Source organism: Pseudomonas sp. GW822-FHT04H02, assembly GCF_058800645.1.
This window is the reverse complement of sequence record NZ_JBXAMM010000002.1, coordinates 648,516-666,285: the sequence shown is the minus strand read 5'-3', so window position 1 is coordinate 666,285 and position 17,770 is coordinate 648,516. Positions and strand designations below refer to the sequence as shown.

18 protein-coding genes and 1 tRNA gene (1 of these 19 running past the window's edge) are annotated in these 17,770 nt (G+C 61.9%); 14 read left to right on the top strand and 5 right to left on the bottom strand.

From position 1 onward, the window contains the following. A complete protein-coding gene (locus tag AC1RMG_RS09840; protein ID WP_007923047.1) occupies positions 1 to 201 on the top strand; it encodes an SEC-C metal-binding domain-containing protein in 201 nt (66 codons plus the stop codon). A gap of 38 nt (positions 202 to 239) precedes the next feature. On the opposite strand, the gene AC1RMG_RS09835 is transcribed toward AC1RMG_RS09840, so the two are convergent. Next, a complete protein-coding gene (locus AC1RMG_RS09835; RefSeq protein ID WP_125062677.1) occupies positions 240 to 809 on the bottom strand; it encodes a cysteine hydrolase family protein in 570 nt (189 codons plus the stop codon). Between the two features lie 141 nt (positions 810 to 950). Here AC1RMG_RS09835 and AC1RMG_RS09830 point away from each other — a divergent pair, with 141 nt between their 5' ends. The 7 genes from AC1RMG_RS09830 to AC1RMG_RS09800 all read left to right on the top strand — a co-directional run bounded on the left by AC1RMG_RS09830 (position 951) and on the right by AC1RMG_RS09800 (position 8,776). Further along, positions 951 to 1,592, top strand: a complete 642-nt coding sequence (locus tag AC1RMG_RS09830) for a glutathione binding-like protein (protein WP_015634395.1) — start codon at positions 951 to 953, stop codon at positions 1,590 to 1,592. 233 nt (positions 1,593 to 1,825) lie between these two features. Next, positions 1,826 to 4,255 (top strand): penicillin acylase family protein, encoded by a 2,430-nt coding sequence (locus AC1RMG_RS09825; RefSeq protein ID WP_053149396.1) that lies wholly within the window; start codon positions 1,826 to 1,828, stop codon positions 4,253 to 4,255. 325 nt (positions 4,256 to 4,580) lie between these two features. Then, the gene (locus AC1RMG_RS09820) at positions 4,581 to 5,363 is read left to right on the top strand and encodes a transporter substrate-binding domain-containing protein (RefSeq protein WP_493169112.1); all 783 of its coding nucleotides are present in this window, start codon (positions 4,581 to 4,583) and stop codon (positions 5,361 to 5,363) included. 56 nt (positions 5,364 to 5,419) lie between these two features. Then, positions 5,420 to 6,148: an ABC transporter permease gene (locus tag AC1RMG_RS09815; protein ID WP_011059609.1), complete on the top strand. Its 729-nt coding sequence runs from the start codon at positions 5,420 to 5,422 to the stop codon at positions 6,146 to 6,148. After that, positions 6,145 to 6,855, top strand: a complete 711-nt coding sequence (locus AC1RMG_RS09810; protein WP_011059608.1) for an ABC transporter permease — start codon at positions 6,145 to 6,147, stop codon at positions 6,853 to 6,855. Before AC1RMG_RS09815 ends, AC1RMG_RS09810 begins: the two co-directional genes overlap by 4 nt. A gap of 23 nt (positions 6,856 to 6,878) precedes the next feature. Then, a complete protein-coding gene (locus AC1RMG_RS09805) occupies positions 6,879 to 7,997 on the top strand; it encodes a succinylglutamate desuccinylase/aspartoacylase family protein (protein ID WP_011059607.1) in 1,119 nt (372 codons plus the stop codon). A 14-nt stretch (positions 7,998 to 8,011) separates the two neighbouring features. Beyond that, the gene (locus tag AC1RMG_RS09800) at positions 8,012 to 8,776 is read left to right on the top strand and encodes an ABC transporter ATP-binding protein (RefSeq protein WP_015634391.1); all 765 of its coding nucleotides are present in this window, start codon (positions 8,012 to 8,014) and stop codon (positions 8,774 to 8,776) included. Positions 8,777 to 8,828: 52 nt separating this feature from the next. Here AC1RMG_RS09800 and AC1RMG_RS09795 read toward each other — a convergent pair whose 3' ends face one another. Continuing rightward, complete coding sequence (locus AC1RMG_RS09795; RefSeq protein ID WP_011059605.1) at positions 8,829 to 9,041, bottom strand: hypothetical protein; 213 nt, start codon at positions 9,039 to 9,041, stop codon at positions 8,829 to 8,831. A 106-nt stretch (positions 9,042 to 9,147) separates the two neighbouring features. Next, positions 9,148 to 9,714 carry a dCTP deaminase gene (gene dcd / locus AC1RMG_RS09790; RefSeq protein WP_011059604.1) on the bottom strand — a complete coding sequence of 189 codons (567 nt, stop codon included), beginning with the start codon at positions 9,712 to 9,714 and terminating at the stop codon, positions 9,148 to 9,150. A gap of 352 nt (positions 9,715 to 10,066) precedes the next feature. On the opposite strand from dcd, the gene AC1RMG_RS09785 reads away from it, so the two are divergent. Further along, positions 10,067 to 10,276: a cold-shock protein gene (locus tag AC1RMG_RS09785; RefSeq protein WP_002554837.1), complete on the top strand. Its 210-nt coding sequence runs from the start codon at positions 10,067 to 10,069 to the stop codon at positions 10,274 to 10,276. 104 nt (positions 10,277 to 10,380) lie between these two features. Here the strand turns inward: AC1RMG_RS09785 and AC1RMG_RS09780 are convergent, their stop codons facing one another. Continuing rightward, positions 10,381 to 11,388, bottom strand: a complete 1,008-nt coding sequence (locus tag AC1RMG_RS09780) for a DUF481 domain-containing protein (RefSeq protein ID WP_026020131.1) — start codon at positions 11,386 to 11,388, stop codon at positions 10,381 to 10,383. A gap of 160 nt (positions 11,389 to 11,548) precedes the next feature. Between AC1RMG_RS09780 and AC1RMG_RS09775 the strand changes: the two genes are divergently transcribed. The 4 genes from AC1RMG_RS09775 to AC1RMG_RS09760 all read left to right on the top strand — a co-directional run bounded on the left by AC1RMG_RS09775 (position 11,549) and on the right by AC1RMG_RS09760 (position 16,326). Next, the gene (locus AC1RMG_RS09775) at positions 11,549 to 11,902 is read left to right on the top strand and encodes an MGMT family protein (protein WP_015634389.1); all 354 of its coding nucleotides are present in this window, start codon (positions 11,549 to 11,551) and stop codon (positions 11,900 to 11,902) included. A gap of 42 nt (positions 11,903 to 11,944) precedes the next feature. Beyond that, positions 11,945 to 13,510, top strand: coding sequence for an AmpG family muropeptide MFS transporter (locus AC1RMG_RS09770; RefSeq protein WP_125062673.1), 1,566 nt, complete (start codon positions 11,945 to 11,947; stop codon positions 13,508 to 13,510). A 129-nt stretch (positions 13,511 to 13,639) separates the two neighbouring features. Next, positions 13,640 to 15,355 (top strand): proline--tRNA ligase, encoded by a 1,716-nt coding sequence (locus AC1RMG_RS09765; protein WP_493169109.1) that lies wholly within the window; start codon positions 13,640 to 13,642, stop codon positions 15,353 to 15,355. A gap of 17 nt (positions 15,356 to 15,372) precedes the next feature. Continuing rightward, a complete protein-coding gene (locus AC1RMG_RS09760) occupies positions 15,373 to 16,326 on the top strand; it encodes a hypothetical protein (protein ID WP_011059599.1) in 954 nt (317 codons plus the stop codon). 64 nt (positions 16,327 to 16,390) lie between these two features. Here the strand turns inward: AC1RMG_RS09760 and dinB are convergent, their stop codons facing one another. Beyond that, positions 16,391 to 17,458 (bottom strand): DNA polymerase IV, encoded by a 1,068-nt coding sequence (dinB, locus tag AC1RMG_RS09755; protein ID WP_493169107.1) that lies wholly within the window; start codon positions 17,456 to 17,458, stop codon positions 16,391 to 16,393. 295 nt (positions 17,459 to 17,753) lie between these two features. Here dinB and AC1RMG_RS09750 point away from each other — a divergent pair. Then, a tRNA-Met gene (locus AC1RMG_RS09750) sits at positions 17,754 to 17,770 on the top strand (it continues 160 nt past the right edge of the window).

Here is a 17,770-nt window from a genome sequence, read left to right as displayed (position 1 = left end):
ATGACCCAGCAACCTCATGTCCATGGACCTGACTGCAACCACGATCATGACCACCACGATCACGACCATGGCCATGTTCACGGCCCGCACTGCAACCACGCCCACCAGGAGCCGGTACGCAACGCACTGAAAGACGTTGGCCGCAACGACCCTTGCCCATGCGGCAGCAGCAAGAAATTCAAGAAGTGCCACGGCGCCTGACCTGAGCGCGGGCGGGGCCTGCCTGAGCACTTGCGCCTTCAGCTGCGCCCGGCCTCCTGGGCCAGCAACTGCGACAGGTCCAGGACGGTGGCGTACTCGCCATCCAGATTGGCCAGCGACATGGCATGCACCTCCTCGGCACTACGGGCCCGACGGCTGAAGTCGGGCTTGTCGAAGGTGTAGCAGGCGTCGGCCACCACCCACACGGCAAAGCCCAGGTTGCCAGCCGTACGCGCCGTCGACTCCACAGAGTTGTTGGTGGCAACACCGACAATCACCAACCCGGCAATCCCCTCGCGCCGAAAATCCGCTTCCAGCGAATTGGCGCAAAACGCATCCGGCACCTGCTTCTGAACCCGCCATTCCCCGTCCCGGGGCTCAAAGCACGGTTGAAACTCCACCCCCGACTGCCCGGGCCAGAACACCGAATCCGGCGAACGCGACAGGTGTTGCACATGGATCACCGGCCAGCCGTGGGCGCGCCAGTGGGCCAGCAGTTCGAGCATCCGCACCTGCGCCTCGGGGTTGTTGCGCGGGCCAAGCCGAGGCTGGAGGATGCCTTGCTGCTGGTCGATGAGCATCAGTGCGGTGCTGGCCGGAAGGGGCATGTTTTTCTCTGTCGAGGTCATTGAATTTGCCGCACTTGAGCATCACTTAGCTGTTCAGGCAAGCCATCGAATGCAGACAGGACGACCTAATGCCGGAGTTTGCTGTCCTTAAGCACAGATACATCCCAATTGGAGCGTTCCATGATCGACCTGTATTACTGGACCACCCCCAACGGCCACAAGATCTCCCTGTTCCTGGAAGAAGCCGGCCTGCCCTACACCCTGTACCCGGTGAACATCGGCCTGGGTGAGCAATTCAAGCCCGAATTCCTGAAGATCGCGCCCAACAACCGCATTCCGGCGATCGTTGACCACCAACCCGCCGATGGCGGCCAGCCACTGTCGCTGTTCGAGTCCGGGGCGATCCTGTTGTACCTCGCGGAAAAGACCGGCCAGTTCCTGCCCCAGGACCTGCGCGGGCGCCAGGAAGCCCTGCAATGGCTGTTCTGGCAGATGGGCGGTTTGGGGCCGATGGCTGGGCAGAATCATCACTTCAGCCAGTTCGCCCCGGAAAAGATCCCCTACGCCATCAAACGTTATGTGGATGAAACCGCGCGCCTGTACGGCGTGCTCGATCGGCGCCTGGCGGACCGCAAGTTCGTCGCCGGCAGCGACTACAGCATTGCCGACATGGCGATCTATCCCTGGATCGCTTCCTACAAGAAGCAGAGCCAGAAACTCGAGGACTTCCCGCATCTGCAGCGCTGGTTCAACAGCATCCAGGCCCGACCGGCTACCGAGCGGGCCTATGCCCTGGTAGAGCAGGTCAATCCCGCCTCCTAAACCTTGTGCCTGCAGGAGCTGGCTTGCCAGTCACGGTGCCCGCAAGGGCCAGCCAAGGCCAGAAGGCCTCTTCGCCGGCAAGCCGGCTCCTACGGGTTTTGCCAGGCGCCGACGCGCCGGCGATCGCTATTTGCAGCGTCGTCGAGAAATACCTCCTGCCCCCGCTTGCGCGGCACTCGCCTGCTCACTAACGTAGCGCCTTTATCGACGCTACCCCCCGCAGGAGCTTTGCCATGGCCTCGCCAGCCTTCTCACATTTTCTTCCCCGGTTCGGCGTTGCCGCGGCAGTGGCCAGTGCTCTGAGCCTGGCCGGTTGCCAGTCCTGGAACACTCAAGACACCCTGCCCCCCACCTCTGGCGTGCAACCGCTCAAGGGCCTGGCACAGAACGTTTCCGTGCGGCGCAACGCGGTCGGCGTACCGCTGATCGAAAGCAGCAGCTTCCATGACGCCCTGTTCACCCTGGGCTATGTGCACGCCAGCGACCGCATTGGCCAGATGGTGACCCTGCGCCTGCTGGCACAGGGCCGCCTGGCCGAAATGTCCGGTGCCGACGCACTGGAAGTGGACCGCCTGATGCGCGCGATCAACCTGAAGAAAAGCGCCGATGAGCTGTACAAGGCTTCGTCGCCACGGATCAAGCGCTTCTTCGAGGTCTATGCCCGGGGCGTCAACGCCTACCTGTTCCGCTATCGCGACAAGCTGCCGCCGGACCTAGCAGCCCAGGGCTACACCCCCGAATACTGGAAAGCCGAGGATTCGGCGCTGATCTTCTGCCTGCTGAACTTCGGCCAGTCCGCCAACCTGCAAGAAGAGATCAACGCCCTGGTGCTGGCGCAGAAAGTCGGCAGCGACAAACTACCGTGGCTGACTCCGAGCTATCCCGATGAACCCCTGCCCCTGGCCGAAGCGGACAAGCTCAAGGGCCTGAATCTCACTGTGCCGGGCCTGAACGAAGTCAGCCGCGCCATCAACCGTCTGGCCCAGCTCAACAGCCTGGGCACCCGCGGCGGCAGCAACCTGGCCATCGCCCCACAGCGCAGCCGCACCGGCCGCAGCCTGCTGGCCGCCGACAGCCACCTGCAAGCCTGGTACTACGCCCAGATCCGCGCGCCGAAATACCAGGCCGCTGGCGCTTCCATCGCTGGCCTGCCGGCGATTCTCCAGGGCTTCAACGGCAAGGTGGCCTGGAGCATGAGCTCGGTGGAGGGAGACAACCAGGACCTGTTCCTGGAAAAGCTCAAGCGCCAGGGCAACGCCCTGTACTACCAGAACAACGGCAAATGGCAGCCGGTGACCGTGCGCAACGAAACCTACTTCGTCAAAGGCCAGCGGCCGATTCGCGAAGCCGTGTACGAAACCCGCCATGGCCCGCTGCTCAACAGCGCGCTGGGGGCAGCGCTCGGTAACGGTTTCGGCCTGGCCCTGCAGACGCCGGAGCTCAAGGACGACAAGACCCTGGACGCCTTCTTCGACCTGTCCCGGGCGCAGAACGTCGAGAAGGCCTCGGATGCCAGTCGGGAAATCCGCGCCATCGCCCTGAACATGGTGTTTGCCGACGCCAGCAACATCGGCTGGCAAGTCACCGGGCGCTTCCCCAACCGCCGCGAAGGCGAAGGCTTGCTGCCCTCACCGGGTTGGGATGGCCGTTACGACTGGGACGGCTACGCCGACCCGATGCTCCACCCCTACGACCAGGACCCGCCCCAGGGCTGGATCGCCACCGCCAACCAGCGAGTGATCTCGCGGGGCTACGGCATGCAGCTGTCCAATTCCTGGCACGCCCCGGAACGGGCCGAGCGCATGGCCGGTCTGGCCTCCAGCGGCAAGCAGGACAACCGCAGCCTGATCGCCCTGCAGTACGACCAAAGCACGCTGTTCGCCGCCAAACTGAAAAAGATGTTCGAAGCTCCGGGCATGGCCCAGCCGCTGAAGCAGGCCATCGAGGCCTTGCCCGATACCGAACGCGCCAAGGCCAGGGAAGCCTATAGCCGCTTGCTGGCGTTCGACGGCAAGGTCAGCGCCGGCTCGGCCGACGCGGCGTTGTACGAATTGTTCCTGCAGGAGAGCGCCAAGCAGATCTTCCTCGACAAGCTCGGCCCCGAGTCCAGTGACGCCTGGCAAGCCTTCGTCGCCAACGGCAACCTTTCCTACTCGGCCCAGGCCGACCACCTGCTGGGCCAGGAAGACAGCCCGTTCTGGGACGATTCGCGCACCGCGCAAAAGGAAGACAAGCCAGCCATCCTCGCCCGTAGCCTGGCAGCCGCCATCAGCTCCGGCGAGCAACTGCTGGGCGCCGACCGCAAGGCCTGGCAATGGGGCAAGCTGCACAGCTACCAGTGGACCAACGCCAATGGCCGGCAGATCCGTGGCCCGCTTCAGGCCGGGGGCGACCACAACACCATCAACAGCGCCGCGTACCGTTGGGGGCAGGATTTTGCCATCACCGATACACCGGCCCTGCGCTTGATCGTGGATTTCGGCCTCAGCGAACCCTTGATGGGCCTCAACAGCAGCGGCCAGTCCGGCAACCCGGTGAGCCCCAACTATGCCAACGGCATCGACGGCTGGCTCAAGGCCCAGTACCTGAGCCTGCCGATGCAACCGCAGAACTTCGAGCGCAGCTACGGCAAGACCCGCCTGACCCTGGTTCCAGGCAAGTAACCTTCCCCCACCCGCTTGCACGTCCTGTGCAAGCGGGCCTGCTCCAAAACGAACAGCTCACCGGCGCCCTCAACCGCGCTTGGCACTGGCAGCCCTGTCAGTTCGCCCATCGTAGATTGCCCACCCCTTCGCACCTTATTGGCGCCTGCCAAAAATCACGCCCCATCTCGGCGCACGGGTTCCCTCGTGTCGCTGCTTTCCAGCGCTTTTAAAACACCTGTTCGGGACTCTGGTTCGGAAATTGCTACTTTCATTAAGTCTTATGCGGTCCAGTAACAGTACTCATGCGCCACAAGCGCTCATATTGGTTCTTAGGGATTGAATAATGAAAAAAGCATTGCTGACCCTTTCTGCATTGGCTCTCTGCATGGCCGCCGGCTCCGCGCTGGCCAAGGAATACAAGGAACTGCGCTTCGGCGTCGACCCTTCCTACGCCCCCTTCGAATCCAAGGCCGCCGACGGCAGCCTGGTGGGTTTCGACATCGACCTGGGCAATGCCATCTGTGCCGAGCTGAAGGTCAAGTGCAAGTGGGTCGAAAGTGACTTCGACGGCATGATTCCAGGCCTCAAGGCCAATAAATTCGACGGTGTGATCTCGTCCATGACCGTCACCCCGGCTCGCGAGAAAGTCATCGACTTCTCCAACGAACTGTTTTCCGGCCCCACCGCATTCGTGTTCAAGAAAGGCTCGGGACTGAGCGAAGACACCGCCTCGCTCAAGGGCAAGACCGTCGGCTACGAGCAGGGCACCATCCAGGAAGCCTACGCCAAGGCCGTGCTGGACAAGGCCGGGGTCAAGACCCAGGCCTATCAGAACCAGGACCAGGTCTATGCCGACCTGACTTCCGGGCGCCTCGATGCCTCGATCCAGGACATGCTGCAGGCCGAACTGGGCTTCCTCAAGTCACCGCAAGGCGCTGACTATGAGATCAGCAAGCCGGTGGACGACCCGCTGCTGCCGGCCAGGACCGCAGTGGGTATCTCGAAAGGTAACAAAGAGCTGAAAGCGCTTCTGGATAAAGGTATCAAAGCGTTACACGATGATGGCACCTACGCCACCATCCAGAAAAAACACTTCGGTGACCTGAACCTCTACAGCGGTAAATAACCTGTCGGCGCCCATCCTCGATGGGCGCTTTTTTTATCGCTACGGGTCACAGATCGATGCTCGAAGAACTTCTAAAAAACCTGGGGCTTTCCGCGCTCAGCCTGAAGGGTTTCGGCCCTCTGCTGCTGGAAGGTACCTGGATGACCATCAAGTTGTCGGTGTTGTCGCTGCTGGTCAGCGTTTTGCTGGGCCTGATCGGCGCCAGCGCCAAATTGTCCAGCGTTGCCCTGCTGCGGGTTCCGGCCCAGCTCTACACCACCCTGATCCGCGGCGTACCGGACCTGGTCCTGATGCTGCTGATTTTCTACAGCCTGCAAACCTGGTTGACCTCCTTTACCGATTTCATGGAGTGGGACTACATCGAGATCAACCCCTTCAGCGCCGGGGTGATCACCCTGGGTTTCATCTATGGCGCCTACTTCACCGAAACCTTTCGCGGGGCGATCCTTGCCGTGCCCCGGGGCCAGGTGGAAGCGGCCACCGCCTATGGCCTGAAACGCGGCCAGCGCTTTCGCTTCGTGGTCTTTCCGCAAATGATGCGCTTTGCCCTGCCAGGCATCGGCAACAACTGGATGGTGATGCTCAAGGCCACGGCCCTGGTATCGATCATTGGCCTGGCCGACCTGGTCAAGGCTGCGCAGGACGCCGGCAAGAGCACCTACCAACTCTTCTACTTCCTGGTTCTGGCGGCGCTGATCTACCTGTTGATCACCAGTGCCTCCAACTTTGTCCTGCGCAGGCTTGAACGGCGCTACGCCGCCGGCGCCCGGGAGGCCGTGCGATGATCGAACTCCTGCAGGAATACTGGCGTCCCTTCCTTTATAGCGATGGCTACCACGTGACCGGCCTGGCCATGACCATGTGGCTACTCAGTGCCTCGATCTGCATCGGCTTTTTGGTGTCGATCCCGCTGTCCATCGCCCGGGTCTCGCCCAAGCGCTACATCCGCTGGCCGGTGCAGTTCTACACCTACCTGTTTCGTGGCACACCGCTCTATATCCAGTTGCTGATCTGCTACACCGGGATCTACAGCATCGCCGCGATTCGCGCACAGCCAGTCCTGGATGCGTTCTTTCGCGATGCAATGAACTGCACCATCCTTGCCTTCGCCCTGAACACCTGCGCCTACACCACGGAGATCTTCGCCGGAGCGATCCGCAGCATGGCCCACGGCGAAGTCGAAGCGGCCAAGGCCTATGGCCTGAGCGGCTGGAAGCTGTACGCCTATGTGATCATGCCCTCGGCCCTGCGCCGCTCGCTGCCCTACTACAGCAACGAAGTGATCCTGATGCTGCACTCCACCACCGTGGCCTTCACCGCGACCATTCCCGACATTCTGAAAATCGCCCGCGACGCCAACTCGGCGACCTTCCTGACATTTCAGTCGTTCGGCATCGCCGCCATCATCTACCTGTGCGTGACCTTCGCCCTGGTGGGCCTGTTCCGCCTCGCCGAACGCCGCTGGCTGGCTTTCCTCGGGCCGACCCACTAGGACTTGCTGCAGGAAAACCGTCAATGCGCCACGAAATCCACGACCTGCTCGCCCCGCTGCCGGGCACCGCGCGCCAGGTTCACAGCTTTCACTTCGGCCCGCCCCAGGCCGCCGGCAAGGTCTATATCCAGTCCTCCCTGCACGCCGACGAGTTGCCCGGCATGCTGGTGGCCTGGCACCTCAAGCAACACCTGGCGGAGCTGGAAGCCGCCGGGCGCCTGCGCCAGGAAATCGTCCTGGTGCCGGTGGCCAATCCGGTGGGCCTGGAACAGGTGCTGATGGATGTGCCCCTGGGCCGCTACCAGCTGGAAAGCGGGCAGAACTTCAACCGCGGCTTCGCCGACCTGGGCGAACAAGTCGGCGATGCCATCGAAGGGCTGCTCAATGCCGACCCTGAACACAACCTTGAACTGATCCGCCGTCACCTGATCGATGCCCTGGCGCGCCAGCGGCCGCAAACCCAACTGCAGTCCCTGCAGTTGACCCTGCAACGGCTGGCCTGCGATGCCGACATGGTGCTGGACCTGCATTGCGACTTCGAGGCTGTGGCGCATCTCTACACCACCCCCGAAGCCTGGCCCCGGGTGGAGCCGCTGGCTCGCTACCTGGGCGCCGAAGCCTGCCTGCTGGCCACCGACTCCGCGGCCTGGTCGTTCGACGAATGCTTCAGCCTGCTGTGGTGGCAACTGCAACAGCGCTTCGGCGAGCGTTTCGCCATCCCGACAGGCAGCTTTGCGGTGACCGTCGAGCTGCGCGGCCAGGGCGACGTCAACCACGGCCTGGCCAGCCTCGACTGCCAGGCCCTGATCGACTACCTGACCCGGCTTGGGGCCATCGCCGGTGAAGCGCCGCCACTGCCCGAGCTGCCCTTCCCGGCCACGCCCCTGGCCGGCGTCGAACCGGTGGCGACCCCGGTAGGCGGGCTGCTGGTGTTCAACGCCCTGCCGGGGGAATACCTGGAGGCCGGGCAACTGGTGGCCGAAATCATCGACCCGATCCACGACCGGGTCACCCCCATCCATTGCAACAACGCCGGGCTCATGTACGCCCGCTCGCTGCGACGCATGGCCACCGCAGGCATGGTGATCGCCCATGTCGCCGGTCGCGAGGCCTATCGCAGCGGTTACCTACTTTCGCCTTGAGGATGCACGCCCCCATGTACAAATTGACCGTTGAAGGCCTGCATAAATGCTATGGCGACAATGAAGTGCTCAAAGGTGTTTCCCTCAAGGCCAGGACCGGCGACGTGATCAGCCTGATCGGCGCCAGCGGCTCGGGCAAGAGCACCTTCCTGCGCTGCATCAACTTTCTCGAAACCCCGGATGACGGCGCCATGAGCCTGGATGGCCAGCAGATCCGCATGGTCAGCGACCGCCACGGCATGCACGTGGCCGACCCGGCCGAGCTGCAGCGGATTCGCACCCGCCTGGCAATGGTGTTCCAGCACTTCAACCTGTGGAGCCACATGACCGTGCTGGAAAACATCACCATGGCCCCGCGCCGGGTGCTGGGGGTCAGCACCAGGGAGGCCGAGGAACGCGCCCGGCGTTACCTGGACAAGGTCGGCCTGCCGGCACGGGTGGCCAGCCAGTACCCGGCGTTTCTCTCCGGCGGCCAGCAGCAACGGGTGGCCATCGCCCGGGCCCTGGCCATGGAGCCGGAGGTCATGCTGTTCGACGAACCCACCTCGGCCCTGGACCCGGAGCTGGTAGGCGAGGTGCTCAAGGTGATCCAGGGCCTGGCCGAAGAGGGGCGGACCATGATCATGGTCACCCACGAGATGAGTTTTGCGCGCAAGGTGTCCAGCCAGGTGCTGTTCCTGCACAAGGGCCTGGTGGAAGAAGAAGGGGCTCCGGAGGACGTGCTGGGCAACCCGAAAAGCGAGCGCTTGCAGCAGTTTCTCAGCGGCAACCTGAAGTAACAGCGGTACCGCGCCCGTTCAGGCTCTGGGCCGGGCGGGCGCGGTACGGGCTTCAGGCGACAGGCGCGGGAGGCGGCTCGTCGGGCAGGGTCGGTTCGCCCGGCTCGGTGGGTTCAAGGGGTTGCGGGGAATCGGGATCCGGCTGGCCGGGAATGCCACCGGCCATGCTGACGGGAGGATGCGCCAGCAGGGTCCAGGCCAGTACGCCAACCTGATTGGGTTCCAGCCTGGCCAAGGTGGCACTGATTCGCGGATCTATCTTCATGAGGGCACTCCTGAGCTGTGCCGGGTACGCCTTGCGCGTACCGGCAGTACCTCCAATAGAGTGCCTGCCGGCTCAGGAATTCCCGCTATTCGTCAGACAGACGAACTCAGGTGCGTGGCAGGGTCACGCCACGCTGGCCCTGGTATTTGCCGCCACGGTCCTTGTAGGACACTTCGCACTCTTCGTCCGACTCCAGGAACAGCATCTGCGCCACGCCTTCGTTGGCGTAGATCTTCGCCGGCAAGGTGGTGGTGTTGGAGAATTCCAGGGTCACGTGGCCTTCCCACTCGGGTTCCAGCGGGGTCACGTTGACGATGATGCCGCAACGGGCATAGGTGCTCTTGCCCAGGCAGATGGTCAGCACGTTGCGCGGAATGCGGAAGTACTCGACGGTGCGTGCCAGGGCAAAGGAGTTCGGCGGAATGATGCAGACGTCGCTCTTGATGTCGACGAAGCTCTTTTCATCGAAGTTCTTCGGATCGACAGTGGCCGAATTGATGTTGGTGAACACCTTGAATTCGTCGGCGCAACGCACGTCGTAGCCGTAGCTCGACACCCCGAAGGAGATCAGCCGATCCTGGCCTTCGCCACGCATCTGGCGCTCTACGAAGGGCTCGATCATGCCGTGCTCTTGCGCCATGCGGCGAATCCACTTGTCCGATTTGATGCTCATGGCGGGTGTCCTGAAATAGCGAGGTGAAAAAAAACGGTCTGGCATCTTACCGGGGCGCGAGGTCGGGTTCAAAGTCTGGGACGTTTTTCTCGCCTCACGCCACGATTTTCAAGGGCTGGGCGACGAGCGCCCCGCCGTCAGTCACGAAAACCGAGAAACCTTCGCACTGACCATTGGCACGTTCAGGAAAAAGGGTTAAGGTGGCGCCACTGTGCTGCTTGTGTCACTGAGAATCTCTACACGATGTTGAATTTCGATCCAACCATCTCCAAGAATTTTTCCTGCTCTTTGCACTCAGTCTCGGCCAGGGCTTTTCCTGAGTCGCAGTTAACTTTGTCCAAGGAGATACACCATGTCTAATCGCCAAACCGGTACCGTTAAGTGGTTCAACGATGAAAAAGGCTTCGGCTTCATCACTCCACAATCCGGTGACGACCTGTTCGTACACTTCAAAGCTATCCAATCCGACGGCTTCAAAAGCCTGAAAGAAGGCCAACAGGTTTCTTTCATCGCTACCCGCGGTCAGAAAGGCATGCAAGCTGAAGAAGTTCAAGTTATCTAACTTGTACTGATCCAGTAAAAAAGCCCCGCCCTCAACAGCGGGGCTTTTTTGTGCCCGTCACTTTTGTCGGCGCCCTCGTTGAAAAGGCGCCCATGCGTCCCGGGTTACCAGGTCACGCCAAAGCCCACGGTGTAGCGGGTCTTGTCCAGATCGCTGTCTTCGGTACCGCGGATCAGGTCTTTTTCCGCCTTGAGGTTCAATGAAGCCCAGTCGGTGACCTTGTAGCGCAGCCCCATCTCGGCATCCAGTGCATAGTCGGCCACCCCCGAAAGCGGCCGCCCCACCTCGCCATTGGTGAAGAACTCCACCCGCTTGCCGATCAGGTAACGGTTGTAGTCCCACTTCATCGCCAGGGAATAGAAGTTGTCCTTGCCGCCATCGGCGTACTCGTAATCGGTACGGTTGAGCAGCGAGCCCAGGGAGAACGCACCCAGCTCATCATCCCAGAACTGGTAGCCGGGGCCGGTACCCACCACCCGCTGCCGCGCCAGGTCCTCGACCTTGTCCCGCTTGTAGGTCAGGCGCCCTTCCCAGAACCACTTTTCCGTGATGAAACGGTCCAGAGCGTACTCGGCGCTCCAGTTGTCCGTGGTCACCACATGATCCTGGAACTCACGGTTGTATTCGCCCTGGGCATTGTGGCGCCAGGCCCCGTGACGTGCCGAGGTCTTGAAGTCGATGTCGTAGTCATCGGTGTTCTTTTCGGCGCGCTTGTAGTCCATGGCCACATCGACGTTGCCTTTCCAGACCATGTCTTCCACCAGCGGCTTGGGCTTCATGATCTGCTGGATGCTCGCCAGCTCCACCGTCTTGGGCGCCTCGCCGTTGGCCAGGATCACCTTGCCTTCGTCCGCCGCCTGCAGCGACTTGGCCTTCTCCCCGGTGTAGGCATCCTGCTTGACCAGCAGCTCCTGGTCGCTCTCCAGAGTCTTGACCTGCTTCCAGTCAATATTGATGGCGCCGCCATAGTCGGTCTGGATCAACAGCTTGCCGCCGTCGAACACCTTGATCTTGCCACTCAGGCGATCACCGTTCTTCAACCACACGGTATCGGCCAATACAGGCATGGAGGCGCTGAGCACCGCGAAACACAGCAAAGTTCTAGGCAACATAAGCAATAGAGGACTCGATCTTGCGAAAAAAACGGCATTATTCCTGCTGAACAAGCCTTAGTCAGGACTGACCCGGGTATTGAGAGTGAGTTCAATACTCATCCGGCTTTGATCACCACAGCCGACCAGCGTCCCTCCTCTATTATCTGGAACCGCGAATGTGACCGAACACAGCGAAGAGCCGCAAAGCCCTGCACAGATCCGACGTACGGCGCTGTACCTGACCCTGGCCCAGGTCCCCGAAGGCAGGGTGGTGAGCTACGGCCAACTGGCGGAGATGGCAGGCCTGGGACGGGCGGCACGCTGGGTCGGGCGCACCCTCAGCCAGTTACCCGCCGACACCAGCCTGCCCTGGCATCGAGTGCTCGGCGCCGGTGGTCGCCTGAGCTTGCCGGCCGGCAGTCCCTCGGGCGACGAACAGCGGGCCAGACTGCGTGGCGAAGGTGTCTCTATCCTGAACAATCGCGTGGATATTCAGCGCCATGGCTGGCGCCCGGTGGAGCACAGCGGTTAGAGTGCGCGCTTTGTTTCCGTAATCTGAGGCAGACTTCAGCCCATGCCCCGTAAAACCTGGCGCGCCGCACTTGCCGCCTATGCCAGCCCCTCGACGCTCGTGCTGTTGCTGCTTGGTTTCGCCGCCGGCATGCCTTACATGCTGGTGTTCTCGACTCTTTCGGTTTGGTTGCGCGAGGCCGGTGTGGCCCGTGAAACCATCGGTTATGCCAGCCTGATCGGCCTGGCCTATGCCTTCAAGTGGGTATGGTCGCCCCTGCTCGACCAATGGCGCCTGCCCCTCCTGGGCAAGCTCGGTCGACGTCGTTCCTGGCTGGTACTGGCGCAAACCCTGGTGATTCTCGGCCTGATCGGCATGGGTTTCTGCGACCCGCAAAAGCACCTTTCCTGGCTGATTGCCATTGCGGTGATCGTGGCATTCGCCTCGGCCACCCAGGACATCGCCATCGACGCCTACCGCCTGGAAATCGCCGACGACAGCCGCCAGGCCGCCCTGGCAGCCAGTTACATGTCCGGCTATCGAGTTGCCGTGCTGCTGGCCACTGCCGGCGCACTGTTTTTCGCCGAGGGCTTCGGTTCCACCGGTTTCAGCTACAAGCACTCGGCCTGGACCGGCACCTACGTGCTGTTCGGGGCGCTGATGATCCCGGCCCTGATCACCACCTTGCTGATGCGTGAACCCGCGGTGCCGCTGCGCACCCAACTGTCCGCCGGGCGCTACAGCTTCGCTCACCAGTTGATCTCGGTATTCGTGCTGATCGTGCTACTGGTTTCCGTTCCCGCAACCTTCACCCAGCTGTACAACACCGACTTCGCCAGCGTGATCTTCGACGGCGTCAGCCTGCTGGACCTGCTGCTGGAAGACCGCGCCTTCCTGCGGGCCATCCTCTACATCACACTCAGCACCCTGTGCCTCTCGGCCATGGGCCGCCGGGGCCTGGCGCCGGTGCTGACGCCGGTCAACGACTTCATCCTGCGCTATCGCTGGCAAGCCTTTCTGCTATTGGGGCTGATTGCCACCTATCGCATGTCGGACACGGTCATGGGCGTCATGGCCAACGTGTTCTACATCGACCAGGGTTTCACCAAAGACCAGATCGCCGGGGTCAGCAAGATCTTCGGGCTGATCATGACCCTGCTCGGCGCCGGCATGGGCGGCCTGCTGATCGTGCGGTTCGGCATCCTGCCGATCCTGTTCATCGGCGGCGCCGCATCGGCCGGGACCAACCTGCTGTTCCTCATGCTTGCCGACATGGGCCCGAACCTGAAGATGCTGATCGTCACCATTTCCCTGGACAACTTCAGTTCAGGCATGGCCACTTCAGCCTTCGTCGCCTACCTGTCGAGCCTGACCAACCTCAAGTTCTCCGCCACCCAGTACGCCCTGCTCAGTTCCATCATGCTGCTGCTGCCGCGCCTGATCGGCGGCTATTCCGGAGTCATGGTGGAAAAGTTCGGCTATCACGACTTCTTTCTCATCACCGCGATCCTCGGGGTACCGACACTGATCCTGATCGCCATTCACTGGTTCCAGGAGAGCCGCCGCGCCGGGCCGAAACCCGAGCCCGAAAGCTCCGCCAACAGCACTGCAGTCGGCGAAGAATCCTAGAAAATCCCGGGGGTTGCGCACTTTTCGCAGTAGCCCCTGCCCCCTCCGAGCGCAATCCTGTACGCCAGCGGAACTCGCCCGTACAATGCTCCGTCACTTCCAGTCTTCAGCAACCGACAACGGCCTACCATGCGCACCAGTCAATATTTGCTCGCCACACAGAAAGAAACGCCTTCCGACGCGGTCGTGATCAGCCATCAGCTGATGCTGCGCGCCGGCATGATCCGTAAACTGGCTTCCGGCCTGTACACCTGGCTGCCGATGGGCTTGCGGGTGATGCGCAAGGTTGAAGCCATCGTTCGCGAAGAAATGAACGCCGCGGGCGCGCTTGAAGTGTTGATGCCGAGCACTCAGCCGGCTGAGCTGTGGCAGGAATCCGGTCGCTGGGAAGAATACGGCCCGGAGCTGCTGCGCTTCAAAGACCGTCACGGTCGCGATTTCTGCGCCGGCCCGACCCACGAAGAAGTGATCACCGATCTGGCTCGCAACGAGCTGAGCAGCTACAAGCAGCTGCCGCTGAACCTGTACCAGATCCAGACCAAATTCCGCGATGAAATCCGCCCACGCTTCGGTCTGATGCGCGGCCGCGAGTTCATCATGAAGGACGCCTACTCCTTCCACGCCGACCAGGCGTCCTTGCAGGTCACCTACGACCGCATGCACCAGGCTTATTGCAATGTCTTCACCCGCCTGGGCCTGAAGTTCCGCCCGGTTGAAGCGGACAACGGCTCCATCGGCGGCGCCGGCTCCCACGAATTCCACGTGCTGGCCGAATCCGGTGAAGACGATATCGTCTTCAGCAACGGCTCCGACTACGCGGCGAACATCGAGAAGGCCGAGGCCGTGCCTCGCGAAACCTCGCGCCCAGCGCCAGCCGAAGAACTGCGCCTGGTCGATACGCCAGACACCAAGACCATTGCCGCGCTGGTGGAAAAATTCAATCTGCCGATTGAAAAGACCATCAAGACCCTGATCGTCCACGCCGAAGAGCAAGGCAAGCTGATTGCCCTGATCATCCGTGGCGACCACGAACTCAACGAAATCAAGGCCGCCAACCAGCCTGGCGTTGCCAGCCCGCTGGTCATGGCGTCCGATGCCGAACTGCGTGACGCCATTGGCGCCGGCGCCGGTTCCCTCGGCCCGCTGAACCTGCCGCTGCCGATCATCATCGACCGCTCGGTCGAGCTGATGAGCGACTTCGGTATCGGTGCGAACATCGACGACAAGCACTACTTCGGCGTCAACTGGGAACGCGATCTTCCGGTTCCGACCGTGGCCGACCTGCGTAACGTGGTGGCCGGCGACCCGAGCCCGGACGGCCAGGGCACCCTGGAAATCAAGCGCGGCATCGAAGTCGGGCACATCTTCCAGCTGGGCAACAAGTACAGCAAGGCGATGAAGTGCGAAGTGCTGGGCGAAAACGGCAAGCCGGTGACCCTGGAAATGGGTTGCTACGGCATTGGCGTATCCCGTGTGGTGGCTGCTGCCATCGAGCAGAACAACGATGCCAACGGCATCATCTGGAGCGACACCCTGGCGCCGTTCCAGATTGCCCTGGTGCCACTGCGCTACGAAACCGAGCAGGTTCGCGAAGCCACCGACAAGCTCTACGCGGAACTCACCGCTGCCGGCTTCGAAGTGCTGCTGGACGATCGTGACAAGAAGACCAGCCCGGGCATCAAGTTCGCGGACATGGAGCTGATCGGCATTCCTCACCGGATCGTGGTCAGCGACCGCGGCCTCGCCGAAGGCAACCTGGAATACAAGAGCCGTACCGAAGCCGAGGCGCAAGCACTGCCCGTGGCCGACGTGCTGTCCTTCCTCCAAGCCCGTATCCGTCGCTGAAACCAGATAGAGAAGTCATGTTCAAGCGAAACACCTTAAGCCTCGGGGGCGCCGCTTTATGCGGCGCCCTGCTGGTCAGCGGCTGTGCCAACCAGATGTCGCAACGCAGCGAACACGAGGAACGTGTCGAGCGCAAACTGCTCGATCACAGCCTGCAGATCGATGTCGGTGAGCCTAAGGTGCTTGAGCTGCCGCAACGCCGAGTGCGCATTCACGAACAGAAGACCTTCGAAGTCACCGAGTTCGAGGTCACCCGCCGCTACGATCGCTACACGCCCTACCAACCCTGGCGCGAGATCTACGAGATCCCGCTGGGCGCGGTGGCACTGGTGGCGGGCGTCGGGGCCAATGTGGTCAATGTGTTCGCCCTGGGCAACCTGCCGGACAGCGTGACCAAAGACTGGATCAGCTACGGCGTGTCCGGACTCAACCCGTTCATGAACATGCCCTCCCATGGCCGTGCCCAGCAGAACCTGGCAGCCATCGATGAAGTCCAGCGCGACAAGCGCCTGGAGTATTCGAGCCTGCCATGGAGCGAGCGTCCGGTGCAGGTCAAGGCCGGCAAGCAGACCTACGAGCTGAGCACCGACCGCAATGGCGTGCTGCGCTTGAACCTGCTGGACAATCCGTTTTCCGAGCAGGACCTGAATCACATCGGCAAGCTGCAGATCAGTGTCGAAGACGCTCAGGACGAAGTGCATTCGGACTCCTCCCTGAGCATCAGCAGCGGCCTGCGCAGCAAGTTGCAGGAAGCCCATGCACTGATCTACGACGACCTGGAAGATGATGAGGTGAGCCAGTGGGTGCACCGGGTCAAGCGCCTGTCGGAGCTGGGCCTGGAGGAAGAAGCCAGCGAACTGGAGCAAAGCCTGATCGAGCTGACCCGCAACGATCCGGAGCTGCAGAACGAGTTCCTCAAGTCCCTGACCAAGAATGCCGGCCGCCTGGTGGCCGACCCCGGCAGCAACTGACCCCCTGTAGGAGCCGGCTTGCCGGCGAAAGCGATGCCTCGGATGGATCGCAACCGGCCAGCCCCTACCCCCCCCCTCGGAACAGCTCCAGCTGTTCATGAGCGCCGCGCATATCCTGCAAACGCACGCCAATTCCCAGCAGGCGCACCGGCTTGCCGCCGCGCTTGAAGGCTTGGGTCAGCAATTGCCGATAACTCTCCAGGTCACGCCCCGCCCCCGCCTGTTCCAGGGTGGTCTGGGTAAAATCATGAAACTTCACTTTGACGAAAGGCTTGCCCGGCCGGTAGCTGCTGTCGATGTGCGCCATGCGCCCCGCCAGGATCTCCATCAGTTCCGGCAACTTCTGCAGGCAACTGTCCAGATCCGGCAGGTCCACGTCGTAGGTATTCTCCACGCTGATCGACTGCCGCCGGCTATCGTTCTGCACTGGCCGCTCATCGATGCCCCGGGCCAGGCTCCACAGACGCTCGCCAAAACTGCCGAACTCGCGCACCAGCGCCAGCTTGCTCCAGTCCCGCAATTGCAGGCAGTCGACAATGCCCAGGCGCCCAAGCTTGTCCGCCGTGACCTTGCCCACACCGTGCAGCTTGCTCACTGGCAGCTCGGAGACGAAATCCTCCACCTGGTCAGGGGTGATCACAAACAGACCGTTGGGCTTTTTCCAGTCACTGGCGATCTTCGCCAGGAATTTGTTCGGCGCCACCCCGGCCGACACGGTGATGTGCAACTGATTGGAAACCCGACGGCGAATGTCCTGGGCGATACGCGTGGCGCTGCCGGCAAAGCTCGGGCTTTCGGAAACATCCAGGTAGGCCTCGTCCAGCGACAGGGGCTCGATCAGGTCGGTGTAGTCGCGAAAGATCGTATGGATCTCTTTGGAGGCTTCCCGATAGGCCTCCATGCGCGGCTTGACGATCACCAGGTCCGGGCACAGGGTCAGGGCGTGCCGGGAGGACATGGCCGAGCGCACCCCATAGGCCCGCGCCTCATAATTGCAGGTAGCAATCACCCCCCGTCGATCCGCAGACCCGCCCACCGCCAGCGGCTTGCTGGCCAGGTGCGGGGCATCGCGCATTTCGATGGCGGCGTAGAAGCAATCGCAGTCAATGTGGATGATTTTGCGCTGCATCATATAAAGGCAGAGATCATGGAAGGCACAGGTCGCAATGAAAGCAGAAGGCAAGTATCTACCGACACCTGTATATAGCACCAGTACCTTGCATCTTCGCGCTGACCTTCATCAGGTCCGGCTGAATTTATTTGCTCAATGACAGCAACGCCATCAATAGAGCTACAAGCCCCGTTCTAGCTAGGCCCGAGCCTTCTGAAAAGCCCCTTCAAGGAAGCTAAGCGATTGAACCGGAAGCAATTTTCAAAATTTAATGATTGACAGGATCTGCCAGCTCTGTAGAATTCGGCCACACAGACGCGGGATGGAGCAGTC